Source organism: Kribbella sp. NPDC050459 (genome assembly GCF_040655315.1).
GTDB lineage: Bacteria > Actinomycetota > Actinomycetes > Propionibacteriales > Kribbellaceae > Kribbella.
Genome location: NZ_JBFAJQ010000014.1, coordinates 17,359 through 30,712 on the forward strand (window position 1 = coordinate 17,359; position 13,354 = coordinate 30,712).

Consider the following 13,354-nt stretch of genomic DNA (forward strand, 5'->3'; position numbering starts at 1 on the left):
AACGACCGCGCCGACCTACCGTCCGTGACATGAGCCTCGGAACGTTGCCCAACGCACTCGTCGTGGTCGCCGTCGTGGTCGGCGTCCTCGCCCGGCGGCTGTCCTGGTCCGAGCTGGAGAACTCCGACACCGACGTCTGGCGCGGCCCGCTCGTGCTGATCGGGGTCGGCGTCTACCAGCTGTACGACCGGCACACCGGACTCGGCGCGCTCGACGTCGTTCTGCTCGTCGCCGGCGCCGTGCTGGCGCTCGTGGCCGGTGTCGGCTCCGGACGGGTCGCCCAGGTCGAGCGGCGCGCCGGGAAGGTGTTCTTCCGGCTCGGCCTGCCCGGACTCGGCATCATGGTGGCCTACCTGGTCGTCCGGCTCGGGCTCGCGGGTCTCGGCCACCTGCTCGGCGCCTCGGTCGCCGGCGGCGGTGCGCTGATGGTCTCGATGGGTGCGAACCTGTTGACCCAGTCGCTGATCATCCAGAGCAAGGCGAGCCAGATGGCCGAGGAGTACACCAACCAGTGAAGCTGAAGGCGCTGCTGCCGCCCCGTCCGCACGGAGAGAGCGGCTGGGTCGGCCGGGTACTCGCCAGCGGCGTCGCGGTCGCGGTGCTCTCGACGGCCCGCCCTGCGGACAGCTGGGTCTGGGTCGTGCTCGGTGTGAGCTTCGCCCTGTTCCTGGCTGGTTCAGTGCTGATGACAGCCAGGCCGTACGTCTCCTTCGCACTGCTGTCCGTCGTGGCCGTCAGCAGTGCTCTGATCGCCGGCTACCCGCAGTCGAACGCGCTGGTCCTGGTCCTGGTCGCGATCACCGACGTTGCCGTGCTCGACTTCCGACGGCATGGCAATCGCCCGATCGTTGCTGCCGGCATCGGCGTGGCAGCCGCCTACGCCGGGTCGGCGTGGCTGTTCGGCCAGTCCGACAGCTGGTACTTCACCCAGCTGCTGTGGACGGCCGTACTTGTCGCCTTCGGGTTGAACCGGCGTCAGTACGAGGTGCAGGCGCGACAGACCGAGCAGCTGCTGGAGCAGACCCGGCTGGCGCAGAGCGAGCACGCCCGCGCCGCCACGCTGGAGGAGCGCGGGCGGATCGCGCGGGACCTGCACGACGTGCTGGCGCACTCGCTCGGCGCACTGAGCGTCCAACTGGAGGTGGCCGAGGCGTTGCTGGAGGAGCGTGGCGACACGGCCGGTGCGCTCGAGCGGGTACGTCGTTCGCGGCGGCTCGCCGTACAGGGGCTGACCGAGGCACGGAACGCCGTGGCTGCGCTGCGGTCCGACGCTGTGCCAGAGCTTCCCGCCGCGCTCGCCGGGCTGGCGGAGCAGCACGAGAAGGACCACGGGACAGCTGTGCAGCTCGCTGTCACGGGCCACCCGCGGAAGCTGGACTCAGCTGTCACCGTGGCGCTGCTCGGCGCCGCTCGTGAGGCGCTGACCAATGCCGCCAAGCACGCACCCGGTCAGACGGTCGGGATGCGGCTCGACGGCGTACGGTTGTCGGTTCGGAACAAGGGCGTGACGAGCGGCGAGGGGTTCGGGTTGACCGGGATGCGGGAGCGGCTGGCCCTGGTCGGTGGGACGTTGACAGCGGGTCCGGACGGCGACGACTGGTTGGTGGTGGCAGAGGTTGAGTGACGCAATCAGGGTCGTCGTGGCGGACGACCAGCAGGTCGTGCGGGAGGGACTGGTCGCGCTGCTTGGGCTGATCGACGGCGTCGAGGTGACCGGCGCGGCCGCGAACGGCGTCGAGGCCGTCGACCTGGTTGCCGGGGGCAACGTAGACGTGGTGCTGATGGACCTGCGGATGCCGGTCCTGGACGGCACGCAGGCGACCGCGCGGATCACCGCCGACTTCCCGCACGTCGCCGTCCTCGTGCTGACCACGTACGCCGACGACACGTCGATCGCGAACGCGCTCCGCGCCGGGGCCCGCGGCTACCTCACCAAGGACGCCGGCCGCGCCGAGATCGGCGCCGCGCTGCGGTCCACCGCGGCCGGTCAGTCGACGTTCGACCCGGAGGTGACCAAACGGCTCGTGGCCGGCCTGGCGCCGGCGGCTGATCCCGGCGGCGACGGGCTGACCGCACGCGAGACCGAGGTCCTGCGGTTGATCGCGCAGGGACTGAGCAACCCCGAGATCGCCGGGCGGCTGTTCATCAGCGAGGCGACGGTGAAGACGCACATCAACAACACGTTCGCGAAGATCGGCGCCCGGCACCGCGCCGAGGCGGTGCGGTACGCCTACCGGAAAGGGATCGCGTCAGATTCGTAGCTCGGCGACGACCGGGCGATGGTCGCTGCCGGTCGGGCTCATCACCCAGGCCTTCGTCGGGGTGACGCCGCGCACCAGGATGTGGTCGATCCGCGCCATCGGGAACGCCGACGGCCAGGTGAACCCGAAGCCGGTACCGGCCGCGCCCTGCGCCGAGCGGAGGCCGGCCGTCAGCGGCGCGAGACTCCGGTCGTTCGCCGTACCGTTGAAGTCGCCCATCACGATCACGCCCGCGAGCCGCTCGTCGGCGATCTGCCGGCCGAGCGCCTTGATCGTGTTGTTGCGCTGGTCGGACGTGAACCCGCTGGTGCCGACCCGGACCGAGGCGAGGTGCGCGACGTACACCGCGACCTTGCCCTCCGGCGTGCTGACCTCGGCGCGCAGCGCACGCGTCCAGCTGAAGCCGACGTCGACGGACTTCGTCTCGACCACCGGGTACTTCGACCACAGGGCGACCGTGTCCCGGGACACCTCGTACGGGTACAGCTCGGCGAACGCGGACTTGTAGATCTTCAGGTCCCCCGCGGTGAGTTCCTCCAGCGCCATCACGTCGGCGTCGGCGGCGATCAGGTCCCGCGCGGTCCGCTCCGGGTCCGGGTTCGCCGCGTCGACGTTGTGGGTCAGCACACGCAGGTCGTACGCTCCCCCGCCGCCCTTGCCCGGGATCAGCAGGTCGCCGAACATCAGCGCCCAGATCACCGCCGGGACGAGGAGCGCGACACCGGCCGTCGCGGACCGCCGGACCAGCGCCGCGACGGCGAGGACCGGGATCGCGACACCGACCCACGGCAGGAACGTGTCGAGCAGGCTGCCGAGGTTACCGATCGAGTTCGGCACGTAACGGTGGAACAGCAGCGGCAGCGCCGACAGGATCGCCAGCACCGCGATCACCCAACCGCGCCGCCACATGCCACCCTTCCGGCGGCGCGCGTTCCTGGGCGACGACGGCTGGCGGGTGGCAACAGCGGTTTGGCGGTCCGGCATGCAGCGATTGTGGCGGACTGCCGGGCCGGACCAAAGTCCGTGCCCGGCCGGGTGCGGCGATTTCATCCGTACGGACGACCGGAGACCGCACCGGACGCAGCCGGGCACAGCCGGAATGATGAGGAATCCGTGAGGGTACTGGTGACTTCGGGTGACAGCGCCCACAATGCCCGTATGCAGTCCGCGCAGGCCACCGAGCCGTTCGTCGTCAAGCGCCACGGGCTCGGCACGACCAGGACCGCGCTCGCCGTCGGCACCGTGATCTTCGGCCTGATGGTCGCGCTGACCCTGACGATCGTCGTCGTCCAGGCGATCCGCGGCGAGTCCATCCGGGAACCGCTCGAAGCGGTCTGGCTGGCCTGGGGCGGGACGCCGCTGATCTTCGCGGTCGGCTTGCCGATCCTGCTGCTCGTCGGCGCGATCACCGCGCTCGAGGAACGGCGCGAGGAGAACGACGACGACGTCCTGCTGACCGTCGACGACGCCGGCATCCGCCTCGGCGGCGAACAGCCCCGCACGATCCCGTGGGGCGAGGTCCGCGGCGTGTGCCGGCTCGAACGCCACGAGGTCAATGACGAGGGCGAGGACACCTGGGAGCCGCACCTGGTCGTCATGCTCCTCGACGAGGACGCCCTCCCCCGCAGTACGAAAGCGTGGGGTCCGTCGTGCCCCTGGCCCGGCACACACGAGATTCTCGGGCGGACGCTGCCGTACGACGCCCTTGCCACCGCTGTGGCTCAGCACGCACCGCATGTCCCGGTGAGCAATCGCGGGCGAGTCGAGGACTGACTGACCCGCGTTTGGTGTCGTGGGACGCGGCGGGTGAAGCATGTGATGACAGACCCACGCGTGCTACGCCGGCGCTCACTTCGTCGCTACGCTCCTCAACGCACCCGCTACGCGCGCTCACACCCCCGGCTAGCGCCGGAGTATCCGTTTCCGGCTAACGCCGTGAGACTCCGGCTTGCGCCGGGGTACTTCCGGCTGGCGCCGGAGGGTTCCGGCTGCCGCCGGGAGTACCGGGCGGCTCCGCGCACTTCGACGCGGCGACCGGGCCGACGAGTTGTTGGGTGGGGTCGTCGGGGTTACTGACGACAGGACGTAGTCGTCTACGTATACGTCGCCGTGAGCATGGGACGGACCGCGCAACGAGGCCGGGAGCCGGATACCTCCTGTCCTCAGTGCACCGCTGCAGCGATGCTGGCTGCGATCGGGGTGGTAGGACGCCCGATCAGGCGGCTGAGGTCGCTGTTTCCGGCTGGCGCCGGGGTACCTCCGGCTGGCGCCGGGGGTTCCGGCTGCCGCCGGGAGTTTCCGGCTCGCGCCGGGGCGCTTCCGGCTTGCGCCGTGAGATTGCGGCTGGCGGCGGGGGTACGGCTTGCCCGGGGTGCTTCCGGCTGGCCTGGGGTGCCGGCTTGAGTCGGCGGGAGGTGGCTGGCGGCTGGGCCCGCCTTGCGTCGAGAGCCTGCGGTTGGCGCAAGGTCTGCCTGCTGGTGTTGGCGGGTGCTCGCTGCGGCTCTTGTCTGAGTGCCTGTGACGGTGGTGAACGGGTCGGTGGCCCCCGACGTGGCTGTGGATGGTTGAGCTGTGGGTGTGGCCTAGATGTGGTCGGTCCACCTTCTGCTCTCCCCATGCTCAGGCCGTACACCTGGGCCCGCCTCCGCGGTCAACGCTGCTGGTGGTGGTTGTGAAGGAGGAGATCGCGGGCTGGATGAGTGTGGCTCTGACTCAGCTCTCACGCACTGGGATTAGGTCCTGCTCGGTGAAGACCTTCTTGGCGACGGCGACCGCGTTGAGTGCGCGGGGGAACCCGGCGTACCCGGCGGCGTGAATCAGCGTCTCGACGAGCTCTTGCGGGGTGAGTCCGACGTTGAGCGACGTACGGAGGTGGACCTCGAGCTGGGGCTCGCAACCACCCAGGGCAGTCAGTACGCCGAGCGTGACCAGCTGCCGCTGCTTCGCGTCGAGACCGGGCCGTGCATAGATATCGCCGAATCCGAACGCCACAATGTGATGCGCCAACGCGGGCGCGATATCCGCCAGCACCCGACGCTAAGCCCCGACCGGTCCTCGCAAGCTGCTGGTGATGGGAGTGCCAGCGCGTGGCTCAGCCGTCTCGGCCCTGCCAGGTAGTTACGCAGGCTTCGTTTCCTTCCAGGTCGGCGAGTACCCAGAACGCGGGGGCACGCGTCGCGGATACGAGTCGACCGCCGGCCGCCAATGCGGTCTCGATGCGTCGAGTTGCCTCGTCGTGCGGAACACAGACGTCGAAGTGGATGCGATTGCGCTGCGGGCGCGGCTGATCCATCTGCTGGAACCAGATGGCGGGGCCCTGACCAACCGGGTCGACGAGCGGATCCTCCGGCCCCTCCCTACCCACCTCATCCGTGTAGCCCAGAGCTGCCTTCCAGAACGGCCGAATCCCGGCGATGTCGAGTGCGTCGATCGCGATCTCCAGAACCTGGACGGACCTGGGTGCGTCGGTGCCGATTTCCGGTTGCGCCTGCAAGCCGGACTTCTGTGCGACGGCAGTGATCCGCAGCGCGAGTTCGACATCCGTGGTGGTCACCGCAGCGCTCTCCACCGATTGCAGGGTGAAGACGACTCGATCGGGGCGAGCGTCGACCCGGAGGTGCCGGTCGGCGTCGTTGCCGCACACCGCGACAGCATCCGTCGCCAAGCCGATCGCCCGCGCCAGGGACTCGACCGGGACCGATGTCCGCAGACTGCCCAGCAAGAAGCGCCACCCAGATTCCTGAACAGCCTCCGACGCTTCCGGCCGACTCAGTACTTGTTCCATAGCTGCATCCTTGCAGCCCCACTGACAGCCCAGGCGTAAGCCGGAAGCGACGCGGGCGCGTGGGTGCTATCCCTTGGCGGCGAGCAGCTTCTGTAGATCGTCCAGGACCTTCATGGCGCCGATCGGGCCGAGGCCGAGGAACCAGACCTCGTCGTCGACGCGTTCGGCCTTGCCGGCCTTCACCGCGGCGAGGGACTTCCACAGGTTGCCGTTGACGATCTTGGTTTCGTCGGTGGTGTCGGGTTTGCCGTAGCTGGAGTAGAAGATCCGGTCGCCGGCGGCCTGGCCGATGTTCTCCTGGGAGACCTCGACGGCGAGGTCCTGCACGTCCTGGATCTTGGGCCGCGGCAGGCCGACGTCCTTCAGGATGACGCCGATGAACGACAGGTTGCCGTACAGCCGGATCTGCCCGGGACGGAACCGGACCAGCGAGATCGTCGGCGCGCCGTCGACCTTGGACTTCACCTCGTCGGCGCGCTTCTGGTAGTCGTTCAGCAGGCCGGTCGCCTTGTCCTCCTCGCCGACCGCGTCCGCGACCAGCAGGAAGTTCTCCTTCCACGGGAACCCGGGCCGGATGCTGAACACGGTCGGCGCGATCGCGCTCAGCTTCTCGTACAGGTCGTTGGCCCGCAGCTTGCTGCCCAGGATCAGGTCCGGCTTCAGCGCCGCGATCGCCTCGAGGTTCAGCTCGCTGATCCCGCCGACGGTCTTGATGCCCTGCGCCTTGTCCGCGAGGTACGACGGTACGCCGCTCTGGCCCGCCGTCGTCGCCATGCCGACGGGCGTGATGCCGAGCGCGAGGACGTCGTCCAGCTCGCCGCTGTCCAGGACGACGATGCGCGACGGCTTCTTCTCGATCTGCACCGAGCCGAGCGCGCCCTTCACCGTCCGCGGGAACGCCCCCGGCGCGGCGTCCGACCCGAGTTTCGCGGTCTCCGCGTCGGCGGTCTTGAACAGCCGCCCGCCGGTGGCCACTTCCTTGTCACCGACGCCGGTGTCCGAACTCTTGGTGTCCCCGCCGCCGCACCCGGCGAGCACCAGCAGAGCTGCCGCCACAACGACCCCGATCAGCTTCCTCACACCCACAGACCCTACACAACTTTGGTTAGGCATCCCTAACCAGACCCACTGTATGCACGGCCCAACCGCGGGGCCGCCGCCCAGACGGTTGGCCGGTGCTCAAGGACGACTTTGTGCACGGTTCGCGTGCCTCCGGGCGTCTACGGCGCGGACGTGGTGCACAAGGTCGCGCTTTCGCCGGCGGCGAGGGTGCGGGTGACGACGTGGTCGGAGGTGAGGGCGATGCGGTGGGTGCCGGCGTGGGTGGCTCGGACGACGGCCTCGGTCAGCTTGCCGTCGCGCCAGGTCGCGTCGAACACAAGCCCGCCGCGCGCCCGCAGGCCGCGGAACGACCCGTCCGGCCACTCGGCCGGCAGCGCGGGCAGGACGCGGACGACGTCGGTGTGGCTCTGCAGCAGGAGTTCCGGGATGCAGCCGGTGATGCCGAAGTTGGCGTCGATCTGGAAGATGTCGCCGTCGCGGTGCATCAGGTTGTCCGACACCAACCGGCTCAGATAGTCCTGGATCACCGCAGCGGCGCGCTCCGGCTCGAACAGCCGGGCCCACAACGCGACCAGCCAGGCGGCGGTCCAGCCGCCGTTCACCGCACCCGCCGTCCGCAACTCCAGCGAGGCACGGGCCGCCGCGGCCCACTCCGGCGTACGCAGCGGGTCGATCTCCGCGCCCGGATACAAACCGTAGAGGTGCGACTGGTGACGGTGCTGCGGCTCCGAGGGTTGCCAGTCGGTCGGCCACTCCAACAGCCGCCCGTCGGAGGCCGTACGGATCTTCGGCAACCGTTCCCGGGCGGCAGTCACCCGCTCGACGAGTTCGGAGGACAGACCGAGGACCGACGCGGCCTCGGCCAGGTTCGCGAACAGCTCGCGGATCAGCCAGACGTCGTACGTCGATGTGAGATCGACCGACGCCTTCGCGCCGGAAGGCAGGACGAAGTGATGCTCCGGAGCGGTCGACGGGACGAACTGCAGGACACCGTCCTGGTCCTCGACCAGCATCGCCAGGACGAACTCGGCCGCACCCGCCATCACCGGATAGGCGCGTTCCCGCAAGAACTCCACGTCGCCGGTGAACCGGTAGTGCTCCATGAGATGCGCCGTCAGCCACACTCCGCACGTCGCGCACATCGCCCAGACCGGATCGTCACCGCCCTCGCCCACGGGCCAGGTCGCCCTCCAGATGTCCGCGTTGTGGTGCGACACCCAGCCAGGAGCGTCGTACAGGATCCGCGCGGTATCGGCGCCGGACGCCGCCAGGCCTTCCAGCAGGTCGGTCAGCGGGTCGAAACACTCGCTCAACCCGGTCAGGTCGGCGAGCCAGTAGTTCATCTGCGTGTTGATGTTGTTGGTCCAGTCGCTGGCCCACATCGGCCGGCGGTCCTGGTTCCAGATGCCCTGCAGGTTGGCCGCCTGGGTCCCGGGGCGGGACGAGGCGATCAACAGGTACCGGCCGAGGTTGAACGCGAGCGCCACCAGATCCGGATCGTTGCCGCCGGCAGCGACCGCCTTGATCCGCTCGTCGGTCGGCAGAGTGACGACCGGGCCGAGCTGCAACTCGGCCCGGTCGTAGAGGGTGGCGTGGTCCTCGACGTGACGCTCACGCAGCTTGTCCACAGCCACCGCGTCCAGAGCGGCGGTCGCCTCCGCGAGCGCGACGGACAGGTCGCGGCCCGGCGGCACCGTCCACGCGGCGAACGTGCTGGCGGCGGCCACCAGCACAGTCAGCCGATCCGCCCCGCGAACCGCGACCCCGTCAGGCGAGGCCGTGACCGTACCGCCCTCGGCATGAGCCCGTAGCGCGACGCCGAAGCCGATACCGCGCCCGTCCTCGTACCGGATCGGGTCCGGCCGCTCGCGGTACTCGATGGTCAGGTCCGACGGCGCCCGGCCGACCACGCTGTAGCTGCCGCCGGCACCTTCCGCGGCGACCGGATGCGGGCTGTCGAGCGCGAGATCGAGATCGACAGCGCCGGCCCGGTCGGCCGTGACGGTCCACGCCAGCACCTGGTCCGGCGCGGACACGAAGGTCTCGCGCCGGAACCGCACGCCGTCGACCGTGTAGTCGACGGCGGCGATCCCGGTGCGCAGATCCAGGCTCCTCCGGTAGTCCGCAGGGTCACCCGAAGCCGACCGGATCACGAGGTCGGCGAGCGGCTGGTACGACTCCACCAGCGGCCCCTGCAGCGCACGGGTCCGCTCGGTGGCGGCCAGCTGATCGCCGTCCTCCAGCAACAACCGGCGTACGTCGGCCAGCACGGCCGGCCCGTCCGGGACGGTCAGCGTGCGCGGACCGTCACCGGACCAGACGTCGTCGAGGTTGAGCGCGATCCGCTCGTCGGCGACCCGGCCGTACACCTTCGCGCCGAGGTGCCCGTTGCCGAGCGGCAACGCCTCGAACCAGTCAGCCGCGGGGCTGCGGAACCACAGGAGATGAGACATCAGCCCTACTTCGAACCGCTCTTGTACTTGTCGTAGGCCTGCTGGTTGATCTCCAGGTACCGCGGCATGCCGGTGCTCTCCAGCCCCTTCACGTACGCGTCCCAGTCGGTGTCGATGTTCTTCGAACCCGTGATGAAGGCCAGCTGGTTCTGGTTGACGTACGTGTTCAGGTTGGTCTGCAGCGTGGCGAGCTCGCCGCTCAGGCTCGGGTCCGGCCAGACCGAGGTCTGCGGGAACCACTGCGCCTTGTCCTCGTGGCCCTCGTACAGCTTGGTGGCCTCCCACAGCCGCCGCTCCAGGCCGGCGCCGGTGTAGATGTCCTTGGGCACGACCTGCGCGTTCCGGTAGGCCAGCGTGTTGTTGTACTGACCGAGCGCGCCCCAGCTGATGTTCTTCGGCGCGTCCTGCTTCGGCTTGTACAGCGCCTTGGTGCTCGCGTCGAGCGCGATGTCACCGGCGGCGGGCTTGGTCCAGCCGACGCCCTCCGGGCCCATGTTGGTGATCATCTGGCCCTCGTCGCTGTAGATCCAGTCGAGCATCTTGATCGCCGCGACCTGGGCCTCCTTGCTGGCCTTGTTGGTCAGCATGAACGTGTAGCCGGTCGACGTCGGGTGGTTGTACCCGGTGTAGCTCTTGCCCTCGGGACCGGTCAGCGGCGGGACGGCGTCGTACTGCTTGTCCCGGCCGTCCTTGGAGTCGAGCTGGACGAAGATGCCCGGCCAGAGCACCGGCACGGAGCCGAGCACGACAGCCTTCGGGTTGTTGCCCTGCGCCTGCAGCGCCTGCGCGTTCTGGGTGAACGCGGCCTGGTCGATCAGTCCGTCCTTGTAGAGGCCGTGGATGTACTTCAGGCCTTCCTTCCACTGGTCCGAGGTGACCGGCGTGACGACCTTGTCGCCGTTCAGGGTGATCAGCGACCGGACGCCGTTGTTGGCACCGACCGGGTCGTAGGCGAACGCGTTCATCAGGTACGCGATCAGGCTGCTGTCCTGGGTGTCGGTGGTCATCGGGATCTCGTCGGCCTTGCCGTTGCCGTTCGGGTCCTTGGTCTTGAACGCCTGGAGCACGTTGCGCAGGTCGTCGGTGGTCTTCGGCACCTGCAGGCCGAGCTTCTTCAGCCAGGCGCTGTTGATCCACAGCTTGTCCGGGTAGGTGCAGTGGAAGCAGTCCGCCCACTGCGGCAGCGCGTAGATGTGACCGTCGGGCGCGGTCGACATCTCCTTGTACTCCTTGTTGGAGTCCAGCGCCTTCTGGATGTTCGGCGCGTTCTCCTTGATCAGGTCCTCCAGCGGCACCGCGATGCCCTGCTGGCCGAGCTTGAGCACCTCCGCCTGCGTGAACGCGTCGATCCACGGGATCAGGAAGAACAGGTCCGGGTAGTCGCCGCTGGCGAGCGCGATCTGCCGCTTCTCCTTGGCCGGCCCGGCGTCGTACGTCGTGGTCTGCCAGCGGAACTGGATCTTGAACTTGTCGCTGATGATCTTGGTCACCGCGTTGGTGTCCATGTTGGTGCTCTGGTCGGACGGCGTGAAGGTGTCGACGACGACCTTGCCGTCGGCCGACGTCTCGTTCGCCGCACCCTTGCTCGACTTGTCCGAGCTGCACGCCGCCAGGGCGAGCGCGCCGGCGGCGGCCAGCGCGACCACCTTGCTCACGGATGAGCGCATTGCTGTGTTCCTCTCTGAAGTGGCTGAATCAGCCCTTGACCGCGCCGACCATCACGCCCTTGGTGAAGTGGCGGGCGACGAACGGGTAGATGATCAGTACGGGCAGGCTCGAGATGACGATGAGCGCGTACTTGAGGACGTTGGCCAGCTGTTGCTGTTCGAGCTGCTGGGCCAGACTCGTCGTGGTGGTGGACCCGGTGAGGGTGTTCAGGATCAGCACGTTCCGCAGCACGATCTGCAGCGGGTACAGGCCGGGGTCCTTGAGGTAGATCAGCGCGTCGAAGTAGCTGTTCCACTGGAAGATCGCGTACATCAGCGCGATCACCGCGATCACCGGCTTGGACAGCGGCAGCACGATCGACCACAGGAACCGCAGGTCGCTCGCCCCGTCGATGGTGGCCGCCTCGTACAGCTCCTCCGGGATCGTGCTGCGGAAGAACGTCCGCGCGATGATCACCTGCCAGACCCCGATCGCGCTCGGGATCACCATCGCCCAGCGGGTGTTCAGCAGGCCGAGGTCCTGGACCACCAGGTACGTCGGGATCAGGCCGCCGGAGAACAGCATGGTGAAGATCAGCACGCTCATGATCACGTTCCGGCCGAAGAACGTCCGGCGGGACAGCGGGTACGCGATCGCGATCGTCAGCGTGACGCTGATCAGCGTGCCGCCGATCGCGTAGATGAACGAGTTCAGGTAGCCCTTCATGATCAGCGGGTCGCTGAACGCTTCCTTGTAGGCCTTGAGCGAAGGCTCGATCGGCCACAGCAGCACCCGGCCGGCGCTGACCGCCGACGGGCTGCTGAACGAGTTCGCGACGATGTAGATCAGCGGCACGGCGACCACGATCAGCGCGAGCCAGAGCATGATCTTCACGCCGGTGAGGAAGATCTTGTCGGCGCGCGTCTCTTCGATTGTGGTGCGTTCCGAACGCTGCACCGACGTACGGCGGAATCCTTGCAAGGTAACGCTCATGACCAGAGTCCGTTTCCGGTGATGCGCTTGGCGGCGAAGTTCACGCCCAGCAGCAGGAAGAGGTTGATCACCGAGTTGAAGAGCCCGATGGCGGTCGCCATGCTGAAGTCGGCGTTCAGCAGACCGGTCTTGTAGACGTAGGTGGCGATGATCTCCGACTGCGCGGTGTTCAACGGGTTCTGCAGCAGGAACGCCTTCTCGAACCCGATCGACATGATGTTGCCGACGCCGAGCACCAGGATGATCACCGCGGTCGGCATGATGCCGGGCAGGTCGACGTGCCGGATCCGCTGCAGCCGGCTGGCGCCGTCGATCCGCGCCGACTCGTGCAGCGCCGGGTCGATCCCGGACAACGCGGCCAGGTAGATCACCGCGGAGTACCCGGTGGTCTGCCAGACGTCCGACCACACGTAGATGTGCCGGAAGTAGTCCGGCCGCCCGAGGAAGTCGACCGACGGTACGCCGAACAGCCCGATCGCGTCGTTGACGAAGCCCAGCCGCGGCGACAGCACCAGGATCGTCATCGAGACCACGACCACGGTGGAGATGAAGTACGGCGCGTACGTGACGAGCTGGACGATCTTCTTGAAGCGGCCGTTGCGGATCTCGTTCAGCGCGATCGCCAGGATGATCGGGATCGGGAAGCTCGCCAGGACCGTGTAGACCGAGAGCAGGAAGGTGTTCTTGACCAGGGTCCAGAAGACCGGGTTCTGGAAGAACAGCTCGAAGTTGCGGAAGCCGACCCAGTCACTGCCCCACGGGCCCTTGATGGGGCTGTAGTTCTTGAACGCGATCACGGCGTTCGCGATCGGGACGTACTTGAAGATCACGAAGTACGCGAGCGGTACGACGACGAGCAGGTAGAGCTGCCAGTGCCGCCGAAGACTGCGCCGGGCCTGCGTCCGGCGACTCGTTCGCGGTGGTTTCCGGGCGGTTGCCGCCGCCGGCGGCGCCGGTGCGGCGGGCGCCGGTTTCACCTCGAAGGTTGCGCTCACTCCGCATCCTTTCCCTCACGCGCTGGAGTGGAACCGATATCCGATAGGATCTCGGGTTTCGCTATCCCGGAGGATGACACAGATCCCAGGGCAGCGGAAGAGTTTCCCGGCCGGTCGATACCGGACGGTGACCGATGTACTCAGATCCCTTGCCGACAA

12 protein-coding genes are annotated in these 13,354 nt (G+C 68.3%); 4 read left to right on the forward strand and 8 right to left on the reverse strand.

The genetic code is table 11. The annotated features are described in order from the left end of the window. Positions 1–29: 29 nt before the first annotated feature. The 3 genes from AB0I12_RS33770 to AB0I12_RS33780 are packed head-to-tail and all read left to right on the forward strand — an operon-like array spanning position 30 to position 2,261. Positions 30–515 carry a hypothetical protein gene (locus tag AB0I12_RS33770; protein WP_359937538.1) on the forward strand — a complete coding sequence of 162 codons (486 nt, stop codon included), beginning with the start codon at positions 30–32 and terminating at the stop codon, positions 513–515. Next, positions 512–1,624: a histidine kinase gene (locus AB0I12_RS33775; protein ID WP_359937541.1), complete on the forward strand. Its 1,113-nt coding sequence runs from the start codon at positions 512–514 to the stop codon at positions 1,622–1,624. Before AB0I12_RS33770 ends, AB0I12_RS33775 begins: the two co-directional genes overlap by 4 nt. Next, complete coding sequence (locus AB0I12_RS33780; protein ID WP_359937544.1) at positions 1,617–2,261, forward strand: response regulator transcription factor; 645 nt, start codon at positions 1,617–1,619, stop codon at positions 2,259–2,261. Before AB0I12_RS33775 ends, AB0I12_RS33780 begins: the two co-directional genes overlap by 8 nt. Here AB0I12_RS33780 and AB0I12_RS33785 read toward each other — a convergent pair. Next, positions 2,250–3,245, reverse strand: a complete 996-nt coding sequence (locus AB0I12_RS33785) for an endonuclease/exonuclease/phosphatase family protein (protein ID WP_359937547.1) — start codon at positions 3,243–3,245, stop codon at positions 2,250–2,252. The two genes, AB0I12_RS33780 and AB0I12_RS33785, sit on opposite strands and share 12 nt — an antisense overlap. A gap of 174 nt (positions 3,246–3,419) precedes the next feature. Here AB0I12_RS33785 and AB0I12_RS33790 point away from each other — a divergent pair, with 174 nt between their 5' ends. Beyond that, a complete protein-coding gene (locus AB0I12_RS33790; RefSeq protein WP_359937550.1) occupies positions 3,420–4,034 on the forward strand; it encodes a hypothetical protein in 615 nt (204 codons plus the stop codon). Between the two features lie 939 nt (positions 4,035–4,973). Here the strand turns inward: AB0I12_RS33790 and AB0I12_RS33795 are convergent. The 7 genes from AB0I12_RS33795 to AB0I12_RS33825 form a co-directional block, all read right to left on the reverse strand. Then, entirely contained in the window at positions 4,974–5,267 is a 294-nt protein-coding gene (locus tag AB0I12_RS33795; protein ID WP_359937553.1) for a carboxymuconolactone decarboxylase family protein, read from the reverse strand. Positions 5,268–5,352: 85 nt separating this feature from the next. Then, positions 5,353–6,045 carry a VOC family protein gene (locus AB0I12_RS33800; RefSeq protein ID WP_359937556.1) on the reverse strand — a complete coding sequence of 231 codons (693 nt, stop codon included), beginning with the start codon at positions 6,043–6,045 and terminating at the stop codon, positions 5,353–5,355. A gap of 66 nt (positions 6,046–6,111) precedes the next feature. Next, a complete protein-coding gene (locus tag AB0I12_RS33805; protein WP_359937559.1) occupies positions 6,112–7,125 on the reverse strand; it encodes an iron-siderophore ABC transporter substrate-binding protein in 1,014 nt (337 codons plus the stop codon). A 140-nt stretch (positions 7,126–7,265) separates the two neighbouring features. After that, positions 7,266–9,560 (reverse strand): glycoside hydrolase family 95 protein, encoded by a 2,295-nt coding sequence (locus AB0I12_RS33810; RefSeq protein ID WP_359937562.1) that lies wholly within the window; start codon positions 9,558–9,560, stop codon positions 7,266–7,268. Positions 9,561–9,565: 5 nt separating this feature from the next. After that, positions 9,566–11,227: an ABC transporter substrate-binding protein gene (locus AB0I12_RS33815; protein WP_359937564.1), complete on the reverse strand. Its 1,662-nt coding sequence runs from the start codon at positions 11,225–11,227 to the stop codon at positions 9,566–9,568. A 28-nt stretch (positions 11,228–11,255) separates the two neighbouring features. Then, positions 11,256–12,200, reverse strand: a complete 945-nt coding sequence (locus AB0I12_RS33820) for a carbohydrate ABC transporter permease (protein WP_359937567.1) — start codon at positions 12,198–12,200, stop codon at positions 11,256–11,258. Then, positions 12,197–13,195: an ABC transporter permease subunit gene (locus AB0I12_RS33825; protein WP_355689141.1), complete on the reverse strand. Its 999-nt coding sequence runs from the start codon at positions 13,193–13,195 to the stop codon at positions 12,197–12,199. Before AB0I12_RS33825 ends, AB0I12_RS33820 begins: the two co-directional genes overlap by 4 nt. Positions 13,196–13,354 lie beyond the last annotated feature (159 nt).

Excerpts from the sequence above, each read along its gene's own strand:
- AB0I12_RS33770 (WP_359937538.1), top strand. The coding sequence starts at position 30 with ATGAGCCTCGGAACGTTGCCCAACGCACTCGTCGTGGTCGCCGTCGTG.
- AB0I12_RS33785 (WP_359937547.1), bottom strand. The coding sequence starts at position 3,245 with ATGCCGGACCGCCAAACCGCTGTTGCCACCCGCCAGCCGTCGTCGCCC.
- AB0I12_RS33790 (WP_359937550.1), top strand. The coding sequence starts at position 3,420 with ATGCAGTCCGCGCAGGCCACCGAGCCGTTCGTCGTCAAGCGCCACGGG.
- AB0I12_RS33800 (WP_359937556.1), bottom strand. The coding sequence starts at position 6,045 with ATGGAACAAGTACTGAGTCGGCCGGAAGCGTCGGAGGCTGTTCAGGAA.
- AB0I12_RS33810 (WP_359937562.1), bottom strand. The coding sequence starts at position 9,560 with ATGTCTCATCTCCTGTGGTTCCGCAGCCCCGCGGCTGACTGGTTCGAG.
- AB0I12_RS33815 (WP_359937564.1), bottom strand. The coding sequence starts at position 11,227 with ATGCGCTCATCCGTGAGCAAGGTGGTCGCGCTGGCCGCCGCCGGCGCG.
- AB0I12_RS33820 (WP_359937567.1), bottom strand. The coding sequence starts at position 12,200 with ATGAGCGTTACCTTGCAAGGATTCCGCCGTACGTCGGTGCAGCGTTCG.